This is a genomic window from Gelidimonas denitrificans (assembly GCF_055694065.1).
Window position 1 is genome coordinate 471658 of record NZ_CM146350.1, and the last position, 20300, is coordinate 491957.

13 protein-coding genes are annotated in these 20300 nt (G+C 57.4%); 4 read left to right on the forward strand and 9 right to left on the reverse strand.

Features of this window, described 5'->3' with window-relative positions:
- Positions 1 to 5: 5 nt before the first annotated feature.
- The 3 genes from FKCLFG_RS02285 to FKCLFG_RS02295 form a co-directional block, all read right to left on the reverse strand.
- Positions 6 to 1928: a PrkA family serine protein kinase gene (locus FKCLFG_RS02285; protein WP_472614628.1), complete on the reverse strand. Its 1923-nt coding sequence runs from the start codon at positions 1926 to 1928 to the stop codon at positions 6 to 8.
- Positions 1929 to 2321: 393 nt separating this feature from the next.
- Positions 2322 to 3509, reverse strand: a complete 1188-nt coding sequence (locus tag FKCLFG_RS02290) for an acetylornithine transaminase (RefSeq protein WP_472614629.1) — start codon at positions 3507 to 3509, stop codon at positions 2322 to 2324.
- 78 nt (positions 3510 to 3587) lie between these two features.
- Positions 3588 to 4616, reverse strand: a complete 1029-nt coding sequence (locus tag FKCLFG_RS02295) for a CDP-6-deoxy-delta-3,4-glucoseen reductase (protein WP_472614630.1) — start codon at positions 4614 to 4616, stop codon at positions 3588 to 3590.
- 63 nt (positions 4617 to 4679) lie between these two features.
- Here FKCLFG_RS02295 and FKCLFG_RS02300 point away from each other — a divergent pair, with 63 nt between their 5' ends.
- On the forward strand, positions 4680 to 5546 hold the full coding sequence (locus FKCLFG_RS02300; protein ID WP_472615771.1) for an SDR family oxidoreductase: 867 nt from the start codon (positions 4680 to 4682) through the stop codon (positions 5544 to 5546).
- A 158-nt stretch (positions 5547 to 5704) separates the two neighbouring features.
- Here the strand turns inward: FKCLFG_RS02300 and FKCLFG_RS02305 are convergent, their stop codons facing one another.
- Positions 5705 to 6526 carry a spermine/spermidine synthase domain-containing protein gene (locus tag FKCLFG_RS02305; protein WP_472614631.1) on the reverse strand — a complete coding sequence of 274 codons (822 nt, stop codon included), beginning with the start codon at positions 6524 to 6526 and terminating at the stop codon, positions 5705 to 5707.
- 27 nt (positions 6527 to 6553) lie between these two features.
- Complete coding sequence (locus FKCLFG_RS02310) at positions 6554 to 7051, reverse strand: DNA-deoxyinosine glycosylase (protein ID WP_472614632.1); 498 nt, start codon at positions 7049 to 7051, stop codon at positions 6554 to 6556.
- Positions 7052 to 7191: 140 nt separating this feature from the next.
- Between FKCLFG_RS02310 and FKCLFG_RS02315 the strand changes: the two genes are divergently transcribed.
- Positions 7192 to 11580, forward strand: coding sequence for an EAL domain-containing protein (locus FKCLFG_RS02315; RefSeq protein ID WP_472614633.1), 4389 nt, complete (start codon positions 7192 to 7194; stop codon positions 11578 to 11580).
- Between the two features lie 327 nt (positions 11581 to 11907).
- Here the strand turns inward: FKCLFG_RS02315 and FKCLFG_RS02320 are convergent, their stop codons facing one another.
- The 4 genes from FKCLFG_RS02320 to pgi all read right to left on the reverse strand — a co-directional run bounded on the left by FKCLFG_RS02320 (position 11908) and on the right by pgi (position 18110).
- Entirely contained in the window at positions 11908 to 12990 is a 1083-nt protein-coding gene (locus tag FKCLFG_RS02320) for a response regulator (RefSeq protein ID WP_472614634.1), read from the reverse strand.
- On the reverse strand, positions 12987 to 13409 hold the full coding sequence (locus FKCLFG_RS02325; RefSeq protein WP_472614635.1) for a response regulator: 423 nt from the start codon (positions 13407 to 13409) through the stop codon (positions 12987 to 12989). The genes FKCLFG_RS02320 and FKCLFG_RS02325 overlap by 4 nt, the downstream gene beginning before the upstream one ends.
- Positions 13410 to 13421: 12 nt before the next feature.
- Positions 13422 to 15950, reverse strand: coding sequence for a response regulator (locus FKCLFG_RS02330; protein WP_472614636.1), 2529 nt, complete (start codon positions 15948 to 15950; stop codon positions 13422 to 13424).
- Between the two features lie 519 nt (positions 15951 to 16469).
- Complete coding sequence (gene pgi, locus FKCLFG_RS02335) at positions 16470 to 18110, reverse strand: glucose-6-phosphate isomerase (RefSeq protein WP_472614637.1); 1641 nt, start codon at positions 18108 to 18110, stop codon at positions 16470 to 16472.
- 385 nt (positions 18111 to 18495) lie between these two features.
- Between pgi and FKCLFG_RS02340 the strand changes: the two genes are divergently transcribed.
- Both FKCLFG_RS02340 and FKCLFG_RS02345 read left to right on the forward strand, forming a co-directional pair.
- Positions 18496 to 19269, forward strand: a complete 774-nt coding sequence (locus FKCLFG_RS02340; protein WP_472614638.1) for an ABC transporter ATP-binding protein — start codon at positions 18496 to 18498, stop codon at positions 19267 to 19269.
- Positions 19266 to 20261, forward strand: coding sequence for an ABC transporter substrate-binding protein (locus FKCLFG_RS02345; RefSeq protein WP_472614639.1), 996 nt, complete (start codon positions 19266 to 19268; stop codon positions 20259 to 20261). Before FKCLFG_RS02340 ends, FKCLFG_RS02345 begins: the two co-directional genes overlap by 4 nt.
- The last annotated feature ends 39 nt before the right edge of the window (positions 20262 to 20300 follow it).

The following is a 20300-nucleotide window of genomic DNA, read 5'->3' on the forward strand; positions in this document are numbered from 1 at the left end:
TCTGCTCACGACGATTTTCTGACGCGCAAATACCACTCACATAACAGTCGAACCTGTTTGGCCGTATATCCTTTTTCCACCATGCGGGCGACGAACTCTGCATGCTTGTTGACATCGTCGGCGCTGGCCTTGGCGTTAAACGAAATCACCGGCAGCAGTTCTTCGGTATTCGAGAACATTTTCTTCTCGATCACCATCTTGAGTTTTTCGTAGCTGGTCCAGGACGGATTCTTGCCGGCGTTCTGGGCTCTGGCTCGCAGCACGAAATTGACGATTTCGTTGCGGAAATCTTTCGGGTTCGAGATGCCGGCAGGCCGTTCAATTTTTTCCAGCTCCTGGTTCAGCGCATTGCGGTCGAAGCTTTCGCCGGTATCCGGGTCGCGGTATTCCTGATCCTGAATCCAGAAATCGGCAAAAGTCACGTAGCGGTCGAAAATATTCTGGCCGTATTCGGAATAGCTTTCCAAGTACGCGGTCTGGATTTCCTTGCCGATGAATTCAGCATAGCGCTGGGCCAGATATTCTTTGATGAAGGCCAGGTACCTCTGCTCGGTTTCGGGCGGGAACTGTTCGCGCTCGACCTGCTGTTCCAGCACATACATCAAGTGGACCGGATTGGCCGCCACTTCGGTGGTGTCGAAGTTGAATACCTTGGACAGAATCTTGAAGGCGAAACGGGTCGACAACCCGCTCATGCCTTCATCCACCCCGGCGTAGTCGCGGTACTCGTGATACGACTTGGCTTTCGGGTCGATGTCTTTCAGATTTTCACCGTCATAGACCAGCATCTTGCTGTAAATGCTGGAATTTTCCGGCTCCTTCAGGCGCGTCAGTACCGCAAACTGCGCCATCATCTTCAGCGTGCCGGGAGCGCACGGCGCTTGCGACAGCGAAGAGTTGCGCAGCAGTTTTTCGTAAATTTTGGTTTCTTCCATCACCCGCAGGCAATAAGGCACCTTGACGATGTAAATCCGGTCCAGGAAGGCTTCGTTATTCTTGTTGTTCTTAAAGGTTTTCCATTCCGACTCGTTGGAGTGGGCCAAAATAATACCGTCGAACGGGATCGCACCAAAACCTTCGGTGCCCTTGTAGTTGCCTTCCTGCGTGGCGGTCAGCAACGGATGCAGCACCTTGATCGGCGCCTTGAACATTTCGACGAATTCCATCAAGCCCTGGTTCGACAGGCACAGGCCGCCCGAGTAGCTGTAGGCGTCGGTATCGTCCTGGGAAAAGTCTTCGAGCTTGCGGATATCGACCTTGCCCACCAGCGATGAAATATCTTGGTTGTTTTCGTCGCCCGGTTCCGTCTTTGAGATGGCGATCTGTCTGAGTATCGACGGGTAGCGTTTGACGACCCGGAACTGATTGATGTTGCCGTTGAATTCGCCCAGACGCTTGACCGCCCAAGGGCTGGGAATGGCGTTCAGATGGCGGCGCGGGATGCCGTAATCCTCTTCCAGAATCGCGCCGTCTTCTTCCATGCTGAACATGCCCAGCGGCGACTCGTTGATGGGCGAGCCCTTGAGGCAGTAGAACGGCACCTTTTCCATCAAGTGCTTGAGTTTTTCGGCAATCGACGATTTGCCGCCGCCGACCGGCCCCAGCAGGTACAGAACCTGTTTGCGTTCTTCCAAACCCTGCGCTGCGTGGCGGAAATACGATACCACTTGCTCGATCGCATCCTCCATCCCATAGAACTCCTTGAAGGCGGGATAGATTTTAATTATCTTGTTGGCGAAGATGCGCGACAAATGGGGGTAGTTGCGGGTGTCGATCAATTCCGGTTCGCCGATGGCCACCAGCATGCGCTCGGCTGCGCTGGAATACGCCAGAGGATCGCGCTTGCATAAATCCAGGTATTCCTTCAGGGAATACTCTTCTTCCATGGTCCGCTCGTACCGCGCTGCGTAGTTGTCAAAGATTTTCATTTTCATGTCCTTTGAGTGGAACCTACCAGTCTTTGGCAATTAATACCGTATTGCCGCTTTAATTCTAGCCCTGTTCTTCTTTTATTGCGTGTTGTTAGAACAATGTTTGTCCGTAGACAATTGCGGCACAATGTTAGAGTTGCTTACTGCCCGATTAGTGCCTGTTTGTGCGATTAATTTAAGTACACAATAGGGATGACCGCCCAAGTTTCAAGGGCCTTTGGGATGTGTTATGCAGGGAGAAAGGTCGCTACCTGCCAAGCAGGTGATATTTTATGATATGCGGAGTATCATAAAAAATAAGGCGTTTTTCGCATTATCTATGCGGTTTTTAAAAAATACGGCTATCCAGTATCGTCCTGGAAGCGGGCGCTTCCAGGGTTTTCGCGCAGATTATTTCTGTTGGCGCAACAAGTCCGAAAGCATCGATATCATCTGCTGGATTTCAGCGGTGGTGACGTTGAGCGCCGGCATGAAGCGCAACAAATCGGGACGCGGCGAGTTCAAGAGCAGGCCGAACGGTTGTAAGTCGCGCGCCGCTTCCACCAGTTGCGTGCCGATCGGGCGGCCGAGTTCCAGTGCGCGCAACAAGCCTTCGCCGCGCTCGCCTTGCAAGCCGTGCTGCGCGCACAGTTGCAGCAATTCGGTGCGCAGATACGCGCCTTTTTCCTGCACCGCCGGCAGGAAGCCGGGTTGCAGCAATTGTTCCATCACCGCCACACCCACTGCGGTCATCAGCGGATTGCCGTTGTAAGTGCCGCCCTGGTCGCCGGGCTCGAAACAGGCGACTGCTTCGGTGCACAGCATGGCCGCCAGCGGCACGCCGCCACCGATGCCTTTGCCCAGCGTCATCAAGTCGGGCGTGATATCCGACAATTGATGGGCGAACAGCGCGCCGCAACGGCCCATGCCGGTTTGCACTTCATCGACGATCAGCAGGATGTTGTGGCGGGCAGTCAGCGCGCGCAGCGCCTGCATGAAGCCACGGCTGGCCGGGATTACACCGGCTTCGCCCTGCACCGGCTCCAGCATCACGGCCACGGTGTTGGCATTGATCAGTTTTTCAACCGATTCGATGTCGTTCAGTTCGGCCTTCGGAAAGCCCGACACTTGCGGTGCGTACAGCGTATCCCAGCCGGGTTTGCCGGAGGCCGACATGGTGGCCAGCGTGCGGCCGTGGAAACTGTGGTTGAAGCTGATGATTTCGAACGCGCCGTCTTTGTATTTCTTGCCCCATTTGCGCGCCAGCTTGATCGCGCCTTCATTGGCTTCGGCGCCGCTGTTGGCAAAGAATACGCGGTCGAAGCAAGAATTGGCGGTCAGCAGCGAGGCCAGCTTGATCGACGGCGCGTTGTAGAACGCCGGCGATGGATTGATCAGTTTTTTGGCCTGCACCGCCAGCGCATCCTGGAGGCATTGCGGCGAATGGCCGAGGCAGTTGACCGCCCAGCCTTGCAGGTAATCCAGATAGCGCTTGCCGCTATGGTCGGTGAGCCACATGCCGCTGCCTTCGGTGAAGACTAGCGGCGGGCGATTGGTGATAAACATCAAGGCGTTGACATCGTACTGGCTGAATTCCATGGGTGCTCCGAGTGTGCGGGATTGAATTATGTTGATTGCAGGTTCGATCAAGGTCGACTGCAGCGGGTTGCGTGTTTCTCAGGCGGTGTGTAAATCCGCTTCCGAGGTGAACGAATCCGCATGGAATTCTTCTTTCGCCAACTTGCACTGCGTGATGAAATCCCGTTTGGCCGAATCCACCATGACCGGCGCGCCGCAGGCGTACACCTGATAGCCGGACAAGTCAGGAAAATCTTCGATCACGGCGCGGTGCACGTAACCGCTGCGGCCTTGCCAGCCGTCTTCCGCTTGCGCATCCGACACCACCGGTACGTATTTGAAATTCGGCAAAGTGCGCGCCCATTCTTCGCACAGCGCGTGCATGTACAGGTCCTGCGGCCGGCGGCCGCCCCAGTACAGCGTCATCGGGCGCGTCGATTCGATGAAGGCGGCGTGTTCGATGATCGCCTTGAGCGGCGCAAAACCGGTGCCGGACGCCAGCAGCACGATCGGCTTGTCGGAATCTTCGCGTAGGAAAAAAGTGCCGAGCGGGCCTTCGAAGCGCAGGATGTCGCGTTCCTTCAGGCTGCCGAACACCTGGTCGGAGAACAGGCCGCCCGGCATGTGGCGCACGTGCAGCGTGATCTTTTCGTCGGCATGCGGCGCGTTGGCCATGCTGTAGCTGCGCCGTTTGCCGTCGCGCAGCATGAATTCGAGGTATTGCCCGGCCAGATACTGCAGCCGTTCGTTGGCGGGCAGTTGCAGCGAGATGACCATCACGTCGGCGGACACTTTTTCCAGCGCGGCGATGCGCGCCGGCATCTTCCTGACCGGAAATTCGCCGACGCTTTGCACTTCGTGCGCCTCGATCACCAGGTCCGATAGCGGGGTGGCGCAACAGAACAGCGCCAGGCCATTTGCTTCTTCTTCCGCGGAAAGGGCTTTTTGCTGGTGCGCGCCGTGTTTGGCGGTGCCGGATACTATTTTTCCTTTGCAGGAACCGCAAGCGCCGTTTTTGCAGCCGTAGGGCAGGGTGATGCCGGCATGCATCGCTGCGGACAATACATTGTCGCTTTCGTCGCAGCTAAATTGCTGGCCGCTCGGCTGAACCGTCACTTGAAAAGTCATACAATCCCGATGATGAAAAATACAGTCAATAAAATGGGGCCATTCACCACGAATAAGTTCGGCATGCCCAAGCTGGGCCGGCCGCGTTTGCTGATCGTCGGTTGCGGCGATGTCGGCATGCGTTTGCTGCCGCTGCTGGGCGCGCGCTTTCGCGTGTTCGCCGTCACCAGCCAGCCAGAGCGTTGCGCAACATTGCGCGCCGCTGGCGCGGTGCCGATTGTGGCCGATCTGGACCAGCCGTACAGCCTGCGCCGGCTGGCTGGTCTGGCGCACACCATCGTGCATCTGGCGCCGCCGCAATCCAATGGAACGCAAGACCGGCGCAGCCGCAATCTGGCCGCTATTTTACCCGAGCGGGCGCGGCTGGTTTATATCAGCACCAGCGGCGTATACGGCGATTGCGGCGGCGCGCAGTTCGACGAGACCCGCAGTGTCAACCCGCAAAACCCGCGCGCCCGGCGGCGGGTGGACGCCGAACAAGTGCTGCGCGACTGGGCCCGGCGCAGCAATAGTCGCATGTGTATTCTGCGGGTGCCGGGGATTTACGCCGCCGAGCGCCTGCCTTTGGCCCGGCTGCGCAAGGGCATGCCGGCGCTCACGCCACAGGATGATGTGCACACCAACCACATCCACGCCGACGATCTGGCGCGCATCATCGTCGCGGCGCTGTCCAAGGCCCGGCCGTGCCGGATTTATCACGCGGTCGACGATAGCGAAATGCAGATGGGCGCGTATTTCGATGCGGTTGCCGACGCCTTTGCGTTGCCGCGCCCGCCGCGCTTGCCGCGCGTCGAACTGCAAAGCCAAGTGTCGCCGATGCTGCTGTCTTTCATGGCGGAATCGCGCCGCTTGTGCAACCGGCGCTTGAAGCAAGAGCTGGGATTCCAGTTGCGTTATCCGACGGTGCAGGCGGCGCTGGCGCAGATGTGAGAACGCTGGAATTCGCTGTGATATATTGAAAATATTGAGAGTATTTATACGCGCCGCATGTTTTATATGCGGTAAATTGCATCTTTTAATGCATACATGCCATAGTTTGTATATTTTTTTAGTGGAGCGCACCCGGGCGCGCTCCTTGTATACTGATTTTATTCTTCAGTCATCCAGACTTTCAGGCCATCCACCCAGGATTTGGCCGGCAGTTTGGTAGCCGCCTTGATCGCTGCGGCGCGCTCATACAAGGTGGAAAAGTCCAGTGACGGTGCGCGCTTGAAGGCGATCACGACGATATTGCCGTCATGCACTTCCGGCAGCCACACCACTGCGTCGAAGGCAAATTTCATCGCTTTCAGGTTTTTGGCGTAGCTCGGGTGATCACCGAACAGGTTGACCGTCATCATGCCGTCGTCGGTCAGGCAGGCCGCGCAGGACTGGTAGAACTCCGGCGTGTCGAGCACCGGGCCGCGCGCAGTGGCGTCGTACAGATCGATTTGGAACACATCGACGCTGTCGAGATTGGCGCTGTCGTTGACGAAATCCATCGCGTCCATTTCGATCACGTTGAGCCGGTCGTCGTTGGGCGGCAGCTTGAACATGGTTTCGCAAATAGTAACAACCGACGGATTGAGTTCAATCGCGCTCACCCGCGCTGCGGGAAACTGGCGGTAACAATATTTGGTCAGTGCGGCGGTGCCCAGGCCGAGCTGGACGATGTGCGCAGGATGCTCGTTAAACAACATCCACAGCATCATCTGTTGCGCGTATTCGAGTTCGAGCGCATCGGGCTTGCGGATGCGCATCGCGCCTTGCACCCACTCGGTGCCGAAGTGCAGGAACCGCACGCCGTCCTGTTCCGACAGGGTGACCGGCGCATATTTCGGCTTGCGCGGTGGTTTCGGTGTTGCAGCGGCGCGGGACCGAGGCGGCCGCAGGGATTCTTCTTTTTCGATCGATTTACGTTTGATAAGCATGTCTGTAGCCTGGAATGTTGAACCGTATTATCCGGTTATGCCCTGCCAAAATACAAGTTTTTGCGAAAATGAGAGTTGCGCATTGGCCGGCGACGAGGACGGCAGAACCGCAGTTACATAACCAGCAGTGGCGAATTGCGGCGCAAACTTGCCGGAAGTCTTGCCATTGAAACAGACCCGCTGCAAATCCGGACACTGTTGCTTGAGCCATACAAACTGGTTGGCCCGCGCCGCGCGAATCGCGCTATCGAGGCTGCCGCACCGTTCGCATGCGGCGATCACATCCCATAGGCCGATCCCGTGCGCGAGCAGGCGCGGCAGGCGCTCGGCGTAAGGAAGGCCAACAAGGTCGTCGCCAGTCAGCGCCGACAGCAGCGCCCAAAACTGATTGCGCGGGTGCGCATAGTATTGCTGCGCTTGCAACGACGCAGTACCGGGAAAACTGCCCAATATCAGAATCCGGGTCGCGTGGTTGATCACTGGCGGCAATCCGGTCAGCGATAATTGCAATGGGGACTTATTCATTCCATCCTTCCTGTTTGGCGGCGTCGAGCGCGCAAATACGGCGGGCCGCGCATTTTTTTGAGACTTTTGCAAAATGGAAACTGCTAGAATCGGCTTAAAAAAAGAGACTTTACAATCATTTTTTGCCAACGAGACGACCCATGATAGAAGCCATACAACCAGCCAACGAGATTGTACGTCTGGCGCAATTGCGCGCTTATGGTCTGTTGGACATCAATGGCATCGGCGATAAGCAAATATTCGCCTCCCTGGCCAAACTTGCCGCCCGCTTCTGCAATACACCCGCTGCCTACATTTGCCTGATCGATGCGGATAGCCTGTTTTTGCTGTCTTCATTTGGCGGCAGCGGTGCGGATCGGATTGCCCGCGGCGTATCGTTTTGCGCGCATACCATCCTGGATCGAGATTTGCTGGAGGTCACCGATGCCGCGCAAGACCTGCGTTTTGCCGATAATCCGCTGGTCACCGGTGCGCACGGCCTGAAATTCTATGCGGGCATGCCGATTGTGACGCTGGCCGGCCATGCACTCGGTACGCTCTGCGTGACCGATACCAAGCCGGGGCAGTTGAGCGATTATCAAAAATCGACACTGCGAAAACTGGCCGAAGTCCTGATGGCGTTGCTCGAAGTGCATCGGGCCGCCACCGAAAACAGATCCCTGCTGGCCATCGTCGGGCGCAACGAAAGGGAATTTTATCTGGCGGACGCGGTGTCCCTGAAGATCGTCTATGCCAATCGGGCCGCACTGTCCCGGCTCGGCTATAGCGCGCAGGAACTGTGCCAACTCGACATCGGCGCGCTCAACGCCGGATATCCGACACATTTTTCCAGCCTGTCGGCCATCACGCTGGCTGGCTACCATGTGCTGGAAACCCAACACAGCAAAAAAGACGGCAGCTCTTATCCGGTGATAGTGCGCATGGAGACCCATCTGGACTTTGACAGTCAGATCTGGACTGCCATAGCGGACGACCTGACCACGCGCCGCAGCATCAAGGAGCGGCTGGTCCGCAGCAAGCGTTTTTATCAGATGTTTGCCAGGGTCAATCATGCGATCATCCATTCGGAAAATTCCGCGGATATGTTCGACCAGGTATGCGAGATTGCAGTCGCCTGCGGCATGTGCGATGTGGCCTGGATCGGCGTGCTCAATGCGCAGAGGGAGCTGATCCCGGTGGCCAGCGCCGGTCTTGCCTTGAGCACGCTGCGCCAGCTACGACTGCATCTGGACGACCCGATGGCATCGGCGCGCAGTGTTTCCATTCCTGCCATCCTGTCCGGGACCAGCCATTACAGCAATGATTATCGTTCGAACGCGGTGCCTGATGATTGGCGCAGCACGATGATTCAAAGTAATGTAAACGCCGCGGGAGCGTTCCCGATCCGCAGCAACGGGCGGGTGGTCGGGGTTTTTGCCATCGGCGACAGTCAGGACAATTTTTTCGATGCCGAGCTGGTTGAATTGCTGACCGAGCTGGCAGACAATATTTCTTTTTACCTCAATGCCGAACGCAAGGAAAAGAGCCGCAAACTGGCCGAGGCAAGCATCGTAGAAGCCGAGCAGCGCTATCGCGCCCTGGTTTCGCTGTCACCCGATAGCATCTATATCTATCAGAGCGGCCGGCTGGTGTATATCAATCAGGCTGGCGCCAATCTGTTCGGCGCGGCAGAGCCGGTAGATGTACTGGCGCTGCCGTACCAGGCATTGTTTCATCCGGACGACTGGCCGCTGATACAAAAGCGCATACGCAATGCAGAAAGCGGCCGGACCAATCCGCCGGTTGTGCTGCGCTGCAGACGCTTCGACGGTTCCGATTTCGAGATGGAAATCTTGTCCACCGTCTTCGACCATTTCGGCGAAAACGCCATCATGGTGGTGGCCCGCGATGTCACCCAACGCATGCAGCGCGAGCGCCTGATCAAGGAGAGCGCCAAGATCCTGGAGATGTCTGCCAAAGGCGAGCCGCTGGCGCAGATTCTGGAGCGCATAGCGCACCTGATGGAGCAACAGGTGCCCGGCATGATTGCGTCGGTGAGGCTGGTGAGCGAGGATGGCTTGCGGCTGCATTGCGGCGCAGCGCCGAGCTTGCCGGAATCGTACCGCCGCGCGGCGGGGCGTGACGGATTAAAAATCGGTCCGCTGGCAGGCTCTTGCGGGACTGCCGCATATCGCCGGGAAGCGGTTGTCGTCAGCGATATCGCAATCGACCCCTTGTGGCGGGATTATCGCCAGCTGGCGCTGGAGCATGGCTTGCGGGCCTGTTGGTCGTCCCCGATCTTTTCCTCCTCCGGCGAGCTGGTGGCGACATTTTCCTCCTATTATCGGGAAATCCGCGAGCCCAAAGCGGAGGAGCTGGAACTGATCAAAAACATATCCGGCCTGGCCACAGTTGCCATCGAGCGCGAGCGCAGTTATCGCACCATCATGGCGACCCAGAAAAAACTGCTGGAAGCACAGCACCTGGCCGGAATGGGCTTGTGGAGCTACGATTTCAGAACCGGCGAATATTCCTGCTCGGACCTGGTCAAGGACATGATGCAAGTCGATCGCAGCGTGTCAAATCTCAGTCTGGATTTCTATGTCGATTTAATTCACCCGCAGGACCGCAAGTGGGTGAATGAAGCCCGCGCAGCAGCGCTGGCCGGCGGACAAGCATTGAAAATGGAGTACCGGCTACGACGGCAAGATGGCACATATTGCCATGTTGAAGTGCTGGGGCAGGTCGACTTTGACGACGCCGGCCAGCCGCTGATTTATTCCGGCGTGCTGCGCGACATTAGCGAGCGCAAACTGGCCGAACAGAATCTGCGCATCAATCAGCGGGCGATGGAGCAAAGCAGCAACGGCATCATCATTTGTGACGCCGTTGCTGCTGATCTGCCGATAGCCTATGTCAACCCGGCGTTCGAACGGATTACCGGTTACCTGGCCGAGGATGTGATCGGCCTGAATTGGAATTTTTTACACGGCGATGATTTCGACCAGGATGGCTTGCTGGAAATCCGCATGGCGATACAGGAACAGCGCGAAGGCCATGCTGTGGTGCGCAATTATCGCAAGGATGGCACCCTGTTCTGGAACGATCTGCGCATCGGTCCGGTGCGCGACGAAAACGGTGTAGTGACACATTTCGTCGGCGTGCAGAGCGATATCACCGAGCGCATCCAGCAGCAGAATGCATTGGCGTTCCAGGCCAGTCACGACGTGCTGACCGGCCTGCCGAACCGGTATTTGCTGGAGGATCGGCTGCAGCAGGCAATCAGCATGTCACAGCGCAACGGCCAGTCGGTCGGAGTGGTGTTCATCGATCTGGATCGCTTCAAGGTATTCAATGACAGCATCGGTCACGGCGCCGGCGATCAGATCCTGCAGACTCTGAGCGAACGTTTTAGCGCCTGCATCCGTGATTTCGATACCCTGGCGCGCTTTGGCGGCGACGAGTTCGTGCTGGTGTGCCCGAATCTGGCTGACCCCGCGGTGCTGGTGGATATCGTCGAGCGCCTGTTTGTCGCAATGCAGCAGCCGATCTGCATCGAGTCGCAGGATGTGCAGGCCGGCGCCAGTGTCGGTATCGCGCTCTACCCAAACGACGGCGACTCTTGTTCCGACCTGATCAAATGCGCAGATATCGCGATGTACCAGGCCAAGGCGATGGGGCGCGGCAATTACCAGTTTTATGCGCCCGAACTGGGGAGCCGCACTGCGCAGCGCCTGAATACTGAAAACCAGTTGCGGCGCGCCCTTGAGCAGGGCGAATTTGAATTGTATTACCAGCCTAAAATCTGCTCCGGCAGCGGCCGGGTGTCAGGTATGGAAGCGCTGATCCGCTGGAATCATCCGCAGCGCGGATTGGTGCCGCCGATGGAATTCATTCCGATTGCCGAAGAAAGCGGCCTCATTGTGCCGATCGGCGCATGGGCGCTACAGCAAGCCTGCCGCCAGAATCAGGCCTGGATCGAGGCCGGCTGGTCGAATTTTCCGGTTTCGGTGAATGTCTCGGTGGCGCAGTTCAAGCACAAGAATTTTAGCCAAATAGTGGCTCGCGCACTGGCGCAAAGCGGGCTCAAGGCGCAATTTCTGACGCTGGAAATTACCGAATCGCTGGTGATGGAAGATCCGGAATTGTTCATCCTCGAACTGGAACGCCTGAAAGCGCTCGGGATACGGATTTCGATTGACGATTTTGGCACCGGTTATTCGAGCCTGAGTTACCTCAAGCGCTTCCCGGTCGATGAGCTGAAAATTGATCAGTCGTTCGTGCGCGATATCAGCACCAATCCGGCCGACGCCGACATCTGCCGCACCATCATCATGATCGGGCGCAATCTCGGCCTGTCGGTGGTGGCCGAAGGCGTCGAGACCGAAGCCCAGGCCAGTTACCTGATACGCCACCGTTGCGATGAATTGCAGGGTTATCTGCTGTGCCGGCCGGCGCCGGCGTCGCAGATCAGCGCCAGACTGGCCGAACAAACCCTGTTGTATCCGGCTCTGTGGCAAGAAAAGCCGCTTTACCAGCCTAAAATTTAGTAACTATTCAGCCGGCACACCAGCTAAGAGCGAAGTGGTGTGATTTTGTAGGAGCGCACCCGGGCGCGATTCCCCCATAGCAATTGGCAAGCTGGTCGCGCCCGGGTGCGCTCCACCAAGAAACTGCTTCGGTTTGGGCGCCTCTTATAGCGCGCTGAATAGCTATTAATTTAGAATTAACTAGGGAGTATCATTAAAAACATGCAGTTTTCCACATGTTTTTAAAGTATTTTTATAAATACATGTCTCTAGTATTTATAGAATACTGCCGCGCTGCGGCAGCGCATTGCCTGGCTGGAGCATGCACTGCTAAACAGGCGTAAGCGACTAGCCGCCTTCAGGTAATTTCAATTCTGGCGCCCGTTCCTCGACAGGAATGAAGATCGACAACACAGTCCCATTGCCATCGCTGCTATCGATGATCAGTTCACCGCCGAGCGAACTCACGCGCTCCTTGATTCCCACTATGCCAAACGCGTTTGTTTTTCTTCGGTCGCCCGGATAAATGCCGACGCCATTGTCCTTTACCCGCATGGAAAATGTGCGGTCGCTGCGACTTAGCGTGACCGCAACCTTGGTCGCTTGCGAATGGCGGGCGATATTGCTCAATGCTTCCTGCAGAATCCGGAAAATCGTCAGGGTCTGCTCCTCGTCCGGCGCATAACCCAACGTCGCCTCATCGATTGACAGTTCGCAGGCAACCCCGCTGATGCGCTCGAATCCCTTTAGCTGCCATTCGACTGCCGCCTGCAATCCCAATTCCAGCTCGAAAGGCCGCAGGCCGTTGATGATGGATTTGACCGATCTGATGGTGGTGTCCAGATTATTGAGCAGCACGCTTACCCGTTGGTGCAGGCGTGTATGGCCATTGGAAGTACGTGCATGCAGGATTGAAATGTCAATGCGCAAAGCCAGTAAATTCTGCCCCAGGTCATCATGAATTTCGCGCGCGATGCGTTTGCGCTCTTCTTCCTTGATCTGCTCCCGATGCGTGAGCAGTTGATGCAGGCTGTTTTTCGATTGCTGCAGCGCGTCTTTCAAGCGCAATAGATTGCGCACCCTTAACCACAATTCGGCCCGGTCGACGGGTTTCGTCAAAAAATCTTCGGCCCCGGCGTCGAGGCCAGCCAGGCGAGCGCTGCGGTCGATTTGTGCGGTCACCATGATGATCGGAATATCAGAGGTGGCAGGGTTGGCTTTGAGTATGCTGGTCACCTGGTAGCCGTCCATGCCCGGCATCATGATGTCGAGCAAAATCAGGTCCGGTGCGCGCTGCGCAATCGAGGCCAGCGCCTCTTCGCCATTGGCCGCGCACAGCGTGAGATAACCTTCGGGCCGCAGCAGCGCTTCGAGCAGCTTGCAGTTCCGGGTTTCGTCATCGACGATGAGGATGGTGGCAGGGCTGGTCATGGTGGCGGATGAACGGGATTTGCTGCGCTGGCTGCCTGTGGCAACCCCTGCTCTTTTTTGACCAGGAGGGCATCGATTGCTGCATACAATTCCTGGTAGCGCAGCGGTTTGGCGATATACGCGTCGCAACCGGCCACCTGGCTTCTTTCCTGGTCTTCTTTCATCGCCATCGCGGTCAGCGCAATGACGGGAATGGCGGCGGTGGCCGGATCTTGTTTCAGCAGGGCCGTCGCCGCCAAGCCGTCCATGCCGGGCAGCTGGATGTCCATCAGGATCAGGTCGGGCTGGCCGGTGCGCGCCAGCGTCAAGCCGGTCTCGGCATCGACCGCGCACAGCACCGTATGGCCGGCGTTGCGCAGCAGAAGAGAGGCCAGCTTCATGTTCGCCGGGTTGTCTTCAATGATTAATATTCTGGCCATGTGGCGCCCTTTCTAGTGTGGCAGCAAGGCGCGTCTTACCTCGTCGATAAAACGCGCGTGATTGAATTCGGCTTTTTCTACAATATGGATGACCGTGCCCGGATTGCTATTGAGCGCAACGCGGTCTTGCTCCGTGATCTGTTTGGCGGTCACCACCAGGATCGGGATGCGCGCCGTATCGGTATTGCGCTGGAGTGCTTCAACCACATCGAAGCCGCTCACTTCCGGCATCATCAAGTCGAGCAAAATCAAATCCGGCCGCAGCCGCTGCGCCAGGATGATCGCCTCGCTGCCGCCATACGCGCGCACTACCGCATAGGACGGGTTCGGCAAGAATGCGGAAATCACTTCGACTGCTTTGGGGTCGTCGTCTACTACCAGTACCGTGTGGGTGCGTTCCTGGGTTGGATGCAGGCCCAGATTGGCCAGAGATGTTTTCAGCTGGACGCGGCTGATGGGCTTTTGCAGCACCGCGGCGGCGCCGCCGGCCAGCGCCATATTGTTATCGGCCAGGCCGGCGACAATCACCACCGGCACGTGGGCCAGGGTGCTGTGTTCGCGGATTCGCAGCAAAAACTCCCAGCCATCGATGCCCGGCAGCTGAATGTCCAGCGTGATCAGGCTGAGGGTGTATTGCGGGGCCAATAAGAGAGCGGCCTCGGCGCTGGCTGCGCGCAAGACGGTAAAGCCCTCGGCTTCAAGCAGCAGGCGCACCAGGTCGGCGGCCTGGTCGTCGTCCTCGACCACCAGCGCCATGCGCTGCTTGGAATCGGTCGCCGTGATGGCTGCAACTCCGGCACCGACGCCGGCGCTGTGGGGCAGGGCGGGTGCGGCTGGTGCCGGCGTGCGCAGCGGCAGCCAGACGGCAAAGCGCGCTCCCTCGCCCTCGGCGCTGGACACGGCCACAGCGCCCCCATGCAGTTCGGTCAATTGTTTGACCATCGCCAGGCCGAGGCCGGTGCCCTCGAATTTGCGTGCCAGGCTGCTGTCGATTTGACTGAAGGCCTGGAACAATTTCGCCATGTTTTTCTTCGAGATGCCGATGCCGTTGTCGCTGACGCATATTTCGAGGAATTCGTTGTACTCATTGGCGGCCAGGGGGAAGTTATGCACTGGCCAGGTGCCGGACAGGGTGCCAACGGTACTGCGCGAAACACGCCGCGCGCGCAAGCTCACGCGTCCCCCGTTGGCGCTGAACTTGACGGCATTCGACAGCAGGTTGTAGACAATTTGCTTGGTCTTGCGCATGTCCAGCTGGGGGATGCCCAAGTCTTCGCCAGTGTCGAGTTCGAGCTGGATGCGCTGGGCTGCGGCTTTTTCCCGCACGATCGACAGGCTGTTCGACAGCAGGCTGTGCAAGTCGGCCGCCTCCAGTTCGAGTTCCATCATGCCGGCTTCGACCTTGGATAAATCCAGAATGTCGTTGATCAGGGAGAGCAAGTGCTGCCCGCTGGTGAAAATATCGCCGATGTATTCATGCTGGGTCTCGCTCATCTGGCCCATCAAGCCATCCTTGAGCGCCTCGGAAAAGCCGATGATGGCGTTCAGCGGCGTGCGCAATTCGTGCGACATGGTGGCCAGGAACTCGGACTTCATGCGGCTGGCATGCTCCAGCTCGATATTTTTCTCTTGCAAGGTGCGCTCGAAAATCTTGCGCTCGGTCACATTGCGCGCCGCCGCGAATACGCCTTGCAATTTGCCGTCGCGGTCATTGAAGGTGGTGGCGTTATAGGACACCACGGTCTCTTGCGCATCCTTGGCGCGCGCGGTGAGTTCGTAGTTGGTGACTTTGCCTTCGCGCAATACTTGCCGGATGCCTTGCTCGGCACGCTCGGGATCGGTGAAGAAGTCCTTGGAAGGCGCGCCGATCAATTCATCGCGGGTGCATCCGGTGAGCACCATCATCTGCTGGTTCACGTCCGAGATGATGCCTTGCGGATCGGTCGTCATCAGCGCATCGATATTCGATTCGATCAGCGAGCGTGTATAGAATTGCTGGTCGCGCAGCTGTTGATCCTGAGCCGCTTCGGCTTGTTTGCGGGCCGTATTGTCGGTGCCGATCAATAAATAGCCGATGATTTTTTCTTGCGCATCGCGCAGCGCCGTGACCGAGACGATGGCGGGGAAGCGGCTGCCGTCCTTGCGGATTTTGATCAGCTCGTAAATATCTTCGATGCCACGCGAGGCCTTGAACACCAGCGCCTCAAAACCCGGCGCAATCGGCGTATCCAATTCCAGGCTCAGGGCCGCTGCCCGCGCGATCAGTTCTTGCGGGTCCGAGATGTCGGCTGGCGTGATCCGATTGACGACATCCAATGCCGCATAGCCCAGCATGCGCTCGGCGCCGACATTGAAAATCTGAATCACCCCTTTTTCATCCGTGGCGATGCAGGAGAAGTAGGCGCTATTGAAAATGGCGTCTTGCAAGGCGCCCGTCTTGAGCAGCGTTGTTTGGCGCTGAAATTCTATGCTGCCGTCAGGGCCACCCTGTTTTTCGTCAGCACCATCACCAAAACCGGTTTTCGGCATAATTTCTTTCATGCGAACAATCACATATTAATTAGTAAGCGGCTCGGACAAAAACAGCATTTGACGCCACCAGAGCAGACTCAAGGGTTGCCACTTCATTCGCGCTGAAACGCGAACAGGCCAGTGGCAAGAATGAGAATAATTGAAAAAATCGAGAAATCTTGAAAATCTATCAGCGGCTCATACTATATGGGAATTCCAGCTATAACCTCTAAATTCTTGTGGATAAAGATTGCGCCGCTGCCGACTGCACAGCGAAGAGCGAAAGATTGCATAGATGCGTGCGATCAGTATTGGTTGCAGATAGCGGCAAATAGTGGCGAATAGCGCGCCAATGAGCGGGGGCGCGGGCTCTGGCAACTTTGCAGGAACAACGTTATGCCGCTGCCTGCGCCGTCCGGCATAAAATTAAAGTGGGAGTATCACTAAAAACATGCGATTTTGCGCATATTTCTAATGCGTACATTATAAATACAGCGCCCTAGTATTGATTGCACTGGGCTTCAGGTTGACGATTGTAGTGAAAATGCATCAAAGCGCAGTTCTGGCGATGGCGATCAGGCCATTGGTGGAGCTGTCGTGCTGTTGCGGTTGCGCCGCGCCCAGCAGTTCGGATTGGATCTTTTGGGCCAGCACCTTGCCCAGTTCGACGCCCCACTGGTCAAAGCTGTTGACGCCCCATATCACGCCCTGGACCAAGACTTTGTGCTCGTACAGCGCGATCAGCGCGCCCAGAGTTGTAGGGGTCAGTGCATCCATCAGAATCGTGTTGCTGGGGCGGTTGCCGGCAAAAGTGCGGTGCGGCGCCAGTGCCGCGATCTGCGCTGGATCGATGTCCTGGGTTTGCATTTCGGCGCGCACTTCTTCAGCGCTCTTGCCGCGCATCAGCGCTTCCGACTGCGCGAAGCAGTTGGCCAGCAGCGCCGCGTGGTGGTCCGGCAGCTTGTGTTGCGGCTTTAACGCGGCGATGAAATCGACCGGGATCACATCGCTGCCCTGATGCAGCAACTGGAAATACGCATGCTGGCCATTGGTGCCGGCCTGGCCCCAGACCAGCGAGCCGCTTGCGGTTTCCAGCGCGGTTCCATCCCTGGCAACGCTTTTGCCATTGCTTTCCATATCCAGTTGCTGCAAGAAAGCCGGCAGCAGTTTCAGGTCTTGCAGATAGGGCGCAATCGACAGCGACGCGCAGCCGAGGAAGTTGCGGTTCCATACGCCGACCAGCGCCAGCAGAACCGGCATGTTCGATTCTAGCGGCGCGCTGCGGAAATGCTGATCCATCGCGTGCGCGCCTTGCAGGAATTCGGCGAAATGGTCGAAGCCGACCGCCAGCGCAACCGGCAGCCCGATCGCCGACCAGACCGAGTAACGCCCGCCCACCCAATCCCAGAACGGGAACATATTTTCGGGATCGATGCCGAACGCCTTGACCGCTGCGGTATTGGTCGACAGCGCTACAAAATGCCGGGCCAGCGCCGCCTCGGGGCAGCCCTGTTGCAGCAGCCAGGTGCGCGCCGAGTGCGCGTTCATCATGGTTTCCAGTGTGGTGAAGGTTTTGGAAGCGATGATGAAAAGCGTGGTTTCCGGATTGCACCTGTTTAGTACCGCATCCAGATCGCAAGCGTCGACATTCGACACAAAATGCAGCTGCAAGTCGGGCTGTGCAAACGGCCGCAAGGCCTGACACACCGTTCTGGGGCCAAGGTCGGAGCCGCCGATGCCGATGTTGACGATGTCGGTGATGGCGGCTCCGGTGTGGCCCAGCCATTGTCCGCTGCGCACGCGCTGGGTGAAGGCGCGCATCTGATCCAGCACCGCATGCACATCCGCGATTACATCCTGGTCGTCGAGCAACAATTGGGCATCGCGCGGTGCGCGCAGCGCGGTATGCAGCACTGCGCGGTTTTCAGTGGTATTGATTTTGGCGCCGGCAAACATCGCGTCGCGCTGTTGTTCCACGCCGCGTTCGCGCGCCAGGTCGAGCAGCAAGTGCAGGGTTTCGGCAGTGATCAGATTTTTGGAATAATCCAGCAGCAGGCCGCCGGTCTTGAGCGACATGTCCGCAAAGCGCTGCGGATGCTGCGCGAATAAATCCGGCAGACGCCAGTTTTTTGCGCTTGCGCAGTGGGATTGCAGGGCGGCAAAAGAGGTGCTGGCGGTAAGTGGTGGCATGTAAATCTCAATCAAGGTTGCTGGCAGGTGAGTAAAACGCACCCTGAATTTACAGGAAAAACAGGGCGGTAATTTTGCGCATAGTTAATGTTGTCGACTGGTTATTGACTGCGCTGCCGGCATAAGATTCCTTAGTAATGCGGGAATGGGATAAATTACCAACCGCCAGCATTTTGATTCAAGCGCCCGCCTGACGGATCGCTGCAGCAGCGTGTTATGCCATATTCGAATAAGCAAAGCGTTTAAAAATAGTTGTGCTGCATAAGCGGCTTCGCTACAGTACGCAGCATTCACCCAATTTCCCCAGTCGCAACGCACACGCATCATGGATGCCGCGCCGGATATCCAGCGCCAGTTGCGGTTCTGCCATCAACAACGAGGTCTAATGAAGCTGTCTTTCGACAATATACAAAAAAGTTTTTCCGGTCTGCATGTGATCGATAACTTCAGCCGCGAGATCGAAGACGGCGAGCTGGTGGCTTTGGTCGGGCCGTCCGGTTGCGGCAAATCGACTCTGCTGCACATTGCTGCCGGGCTGGAAACGCCAGGCAGCGGCAGCATGCTGGCAGATGGCCAGCCGATTACAGGCCCGCACCCGCAGCGCACCCTGATGTTTCAGGAAAATGCGCTGTATCCGTGGCTGACGCTGCAGCAAAACGTCGCGCTGGCGCTCGAATTCCAGCAAGTCGACAAACAGGAAGCACGCGTCCAGGCCAACATCTGGCTGGCGAAAGTCAATCTGGAAGGTTTCGAAGCCTATTATCCGCATCAGGTGTCAGGCGGCATGCGGCAGCGCGCCGCACTGGCGCGCGCCTTCATTTCGCGCCCGCAAGTGCTGTTGCTGGACGAGCCGTTCGGCGCGCTCGATGCGCTGACCCGGATGACTTTGCAGGACGCATTGCGCCAATTGATTCGAGAAGAACGGCCGACCGTTTTGCTGGTCACGCACGACGTCGACGAGGCGCTGTTCCTAGCCGACCGGATTCTGGTGTTTAGCGCGCGGCCAGCTACGGTGCTGCGCGAATTCAATCTGGCGCATCACGAAAAAACCCACGATTTGTCCGAATTTTCAGCGATCCGGCGTCAAATTCTGGGGCTGCTGGGAATCCATGCAGAGCAAGACAATATTGCAAAATCAATAGAAGAGGCTAGCGTATGAAATTGTCACGATTATTACTCTCCACGGTAGCGGTATTGGCGCTCAGTAGCCAGGCTCTGGCTGCCGACAAGTTCAAGATCGGTTATTTGCGCGTGATGGACGATGCGCAGGCGATTGCCGCGCACGAAGGCGGTTTCTACAAGAAACAGGGTCTCGATGTGGAGCTGGTCGAATTCAAATCCGGCACCGATCTGATCAAGGCCATCGTCGGCGGCCAGCTCGATACCGGCGTGCTGGGCTTTACCAATGCGGTGGCGTGGGCCTCCAAGGGCGCCAATCTGAAAGTGGTGGGCGGTGCGCAGCATGGCTATCACGCGATTGTGGTGCGCGAAGACTCCGGCATCAAGGATGTCGCCGGCCTGAAGGGCCACTCGCTGGCCTCGCAAGCCGAAGGCAGCACGGCCGACACCGTCTTGAAAGGCGTGGTGCTGAAGAATGCCGGGCTGAAAGTGGACGATGTCAACATCATGGGCGTCAGCCCGCAGGTGGCGGTGCAGTCGCTGGTGGGCAAGCGGGTCGATGCCGCATTCCTGTTTGAGCCGCAAGCCAGCATTGCGCAACTGATTGCGCCGGTAAAACAAATTTACGAAATCGGCGAAGTCTGGCCTTTCCCGTGCATGGTCGTCATCACTTCGGGCGAGACGCTGGCAAAACGCCGCGCCGAGGTCTGGAAATCGCTCGATGCGCAGCGCGAAGCGATCGATTTGCTGCAAAAGAAACCCGCTGAAGCATCGAAACTGATCGCCTCTTATTTCATTTCAGAGCCGACCCTGAAAACCCTCAAGCACGGCGACTTGCCGCGTGAAGACGTGATCCGCGACGCCATCAAGAGTCAGACCTTCAGCGCCGCACTAACCGCCAAGGAACAATTGCGGATGCAGGAAATCGCCAACATCCTGCAACAGCAGGGCGCGTTGAAAACCCGCGATGGCAAGCCGTTCGACGTCAAGAGTATTCTCGATCTGTCCTGGCAAAAGGACCGTAAACTATAATCACGCGTTTTTTTAGTTCTAGATGGCCGGCAGCAAGCC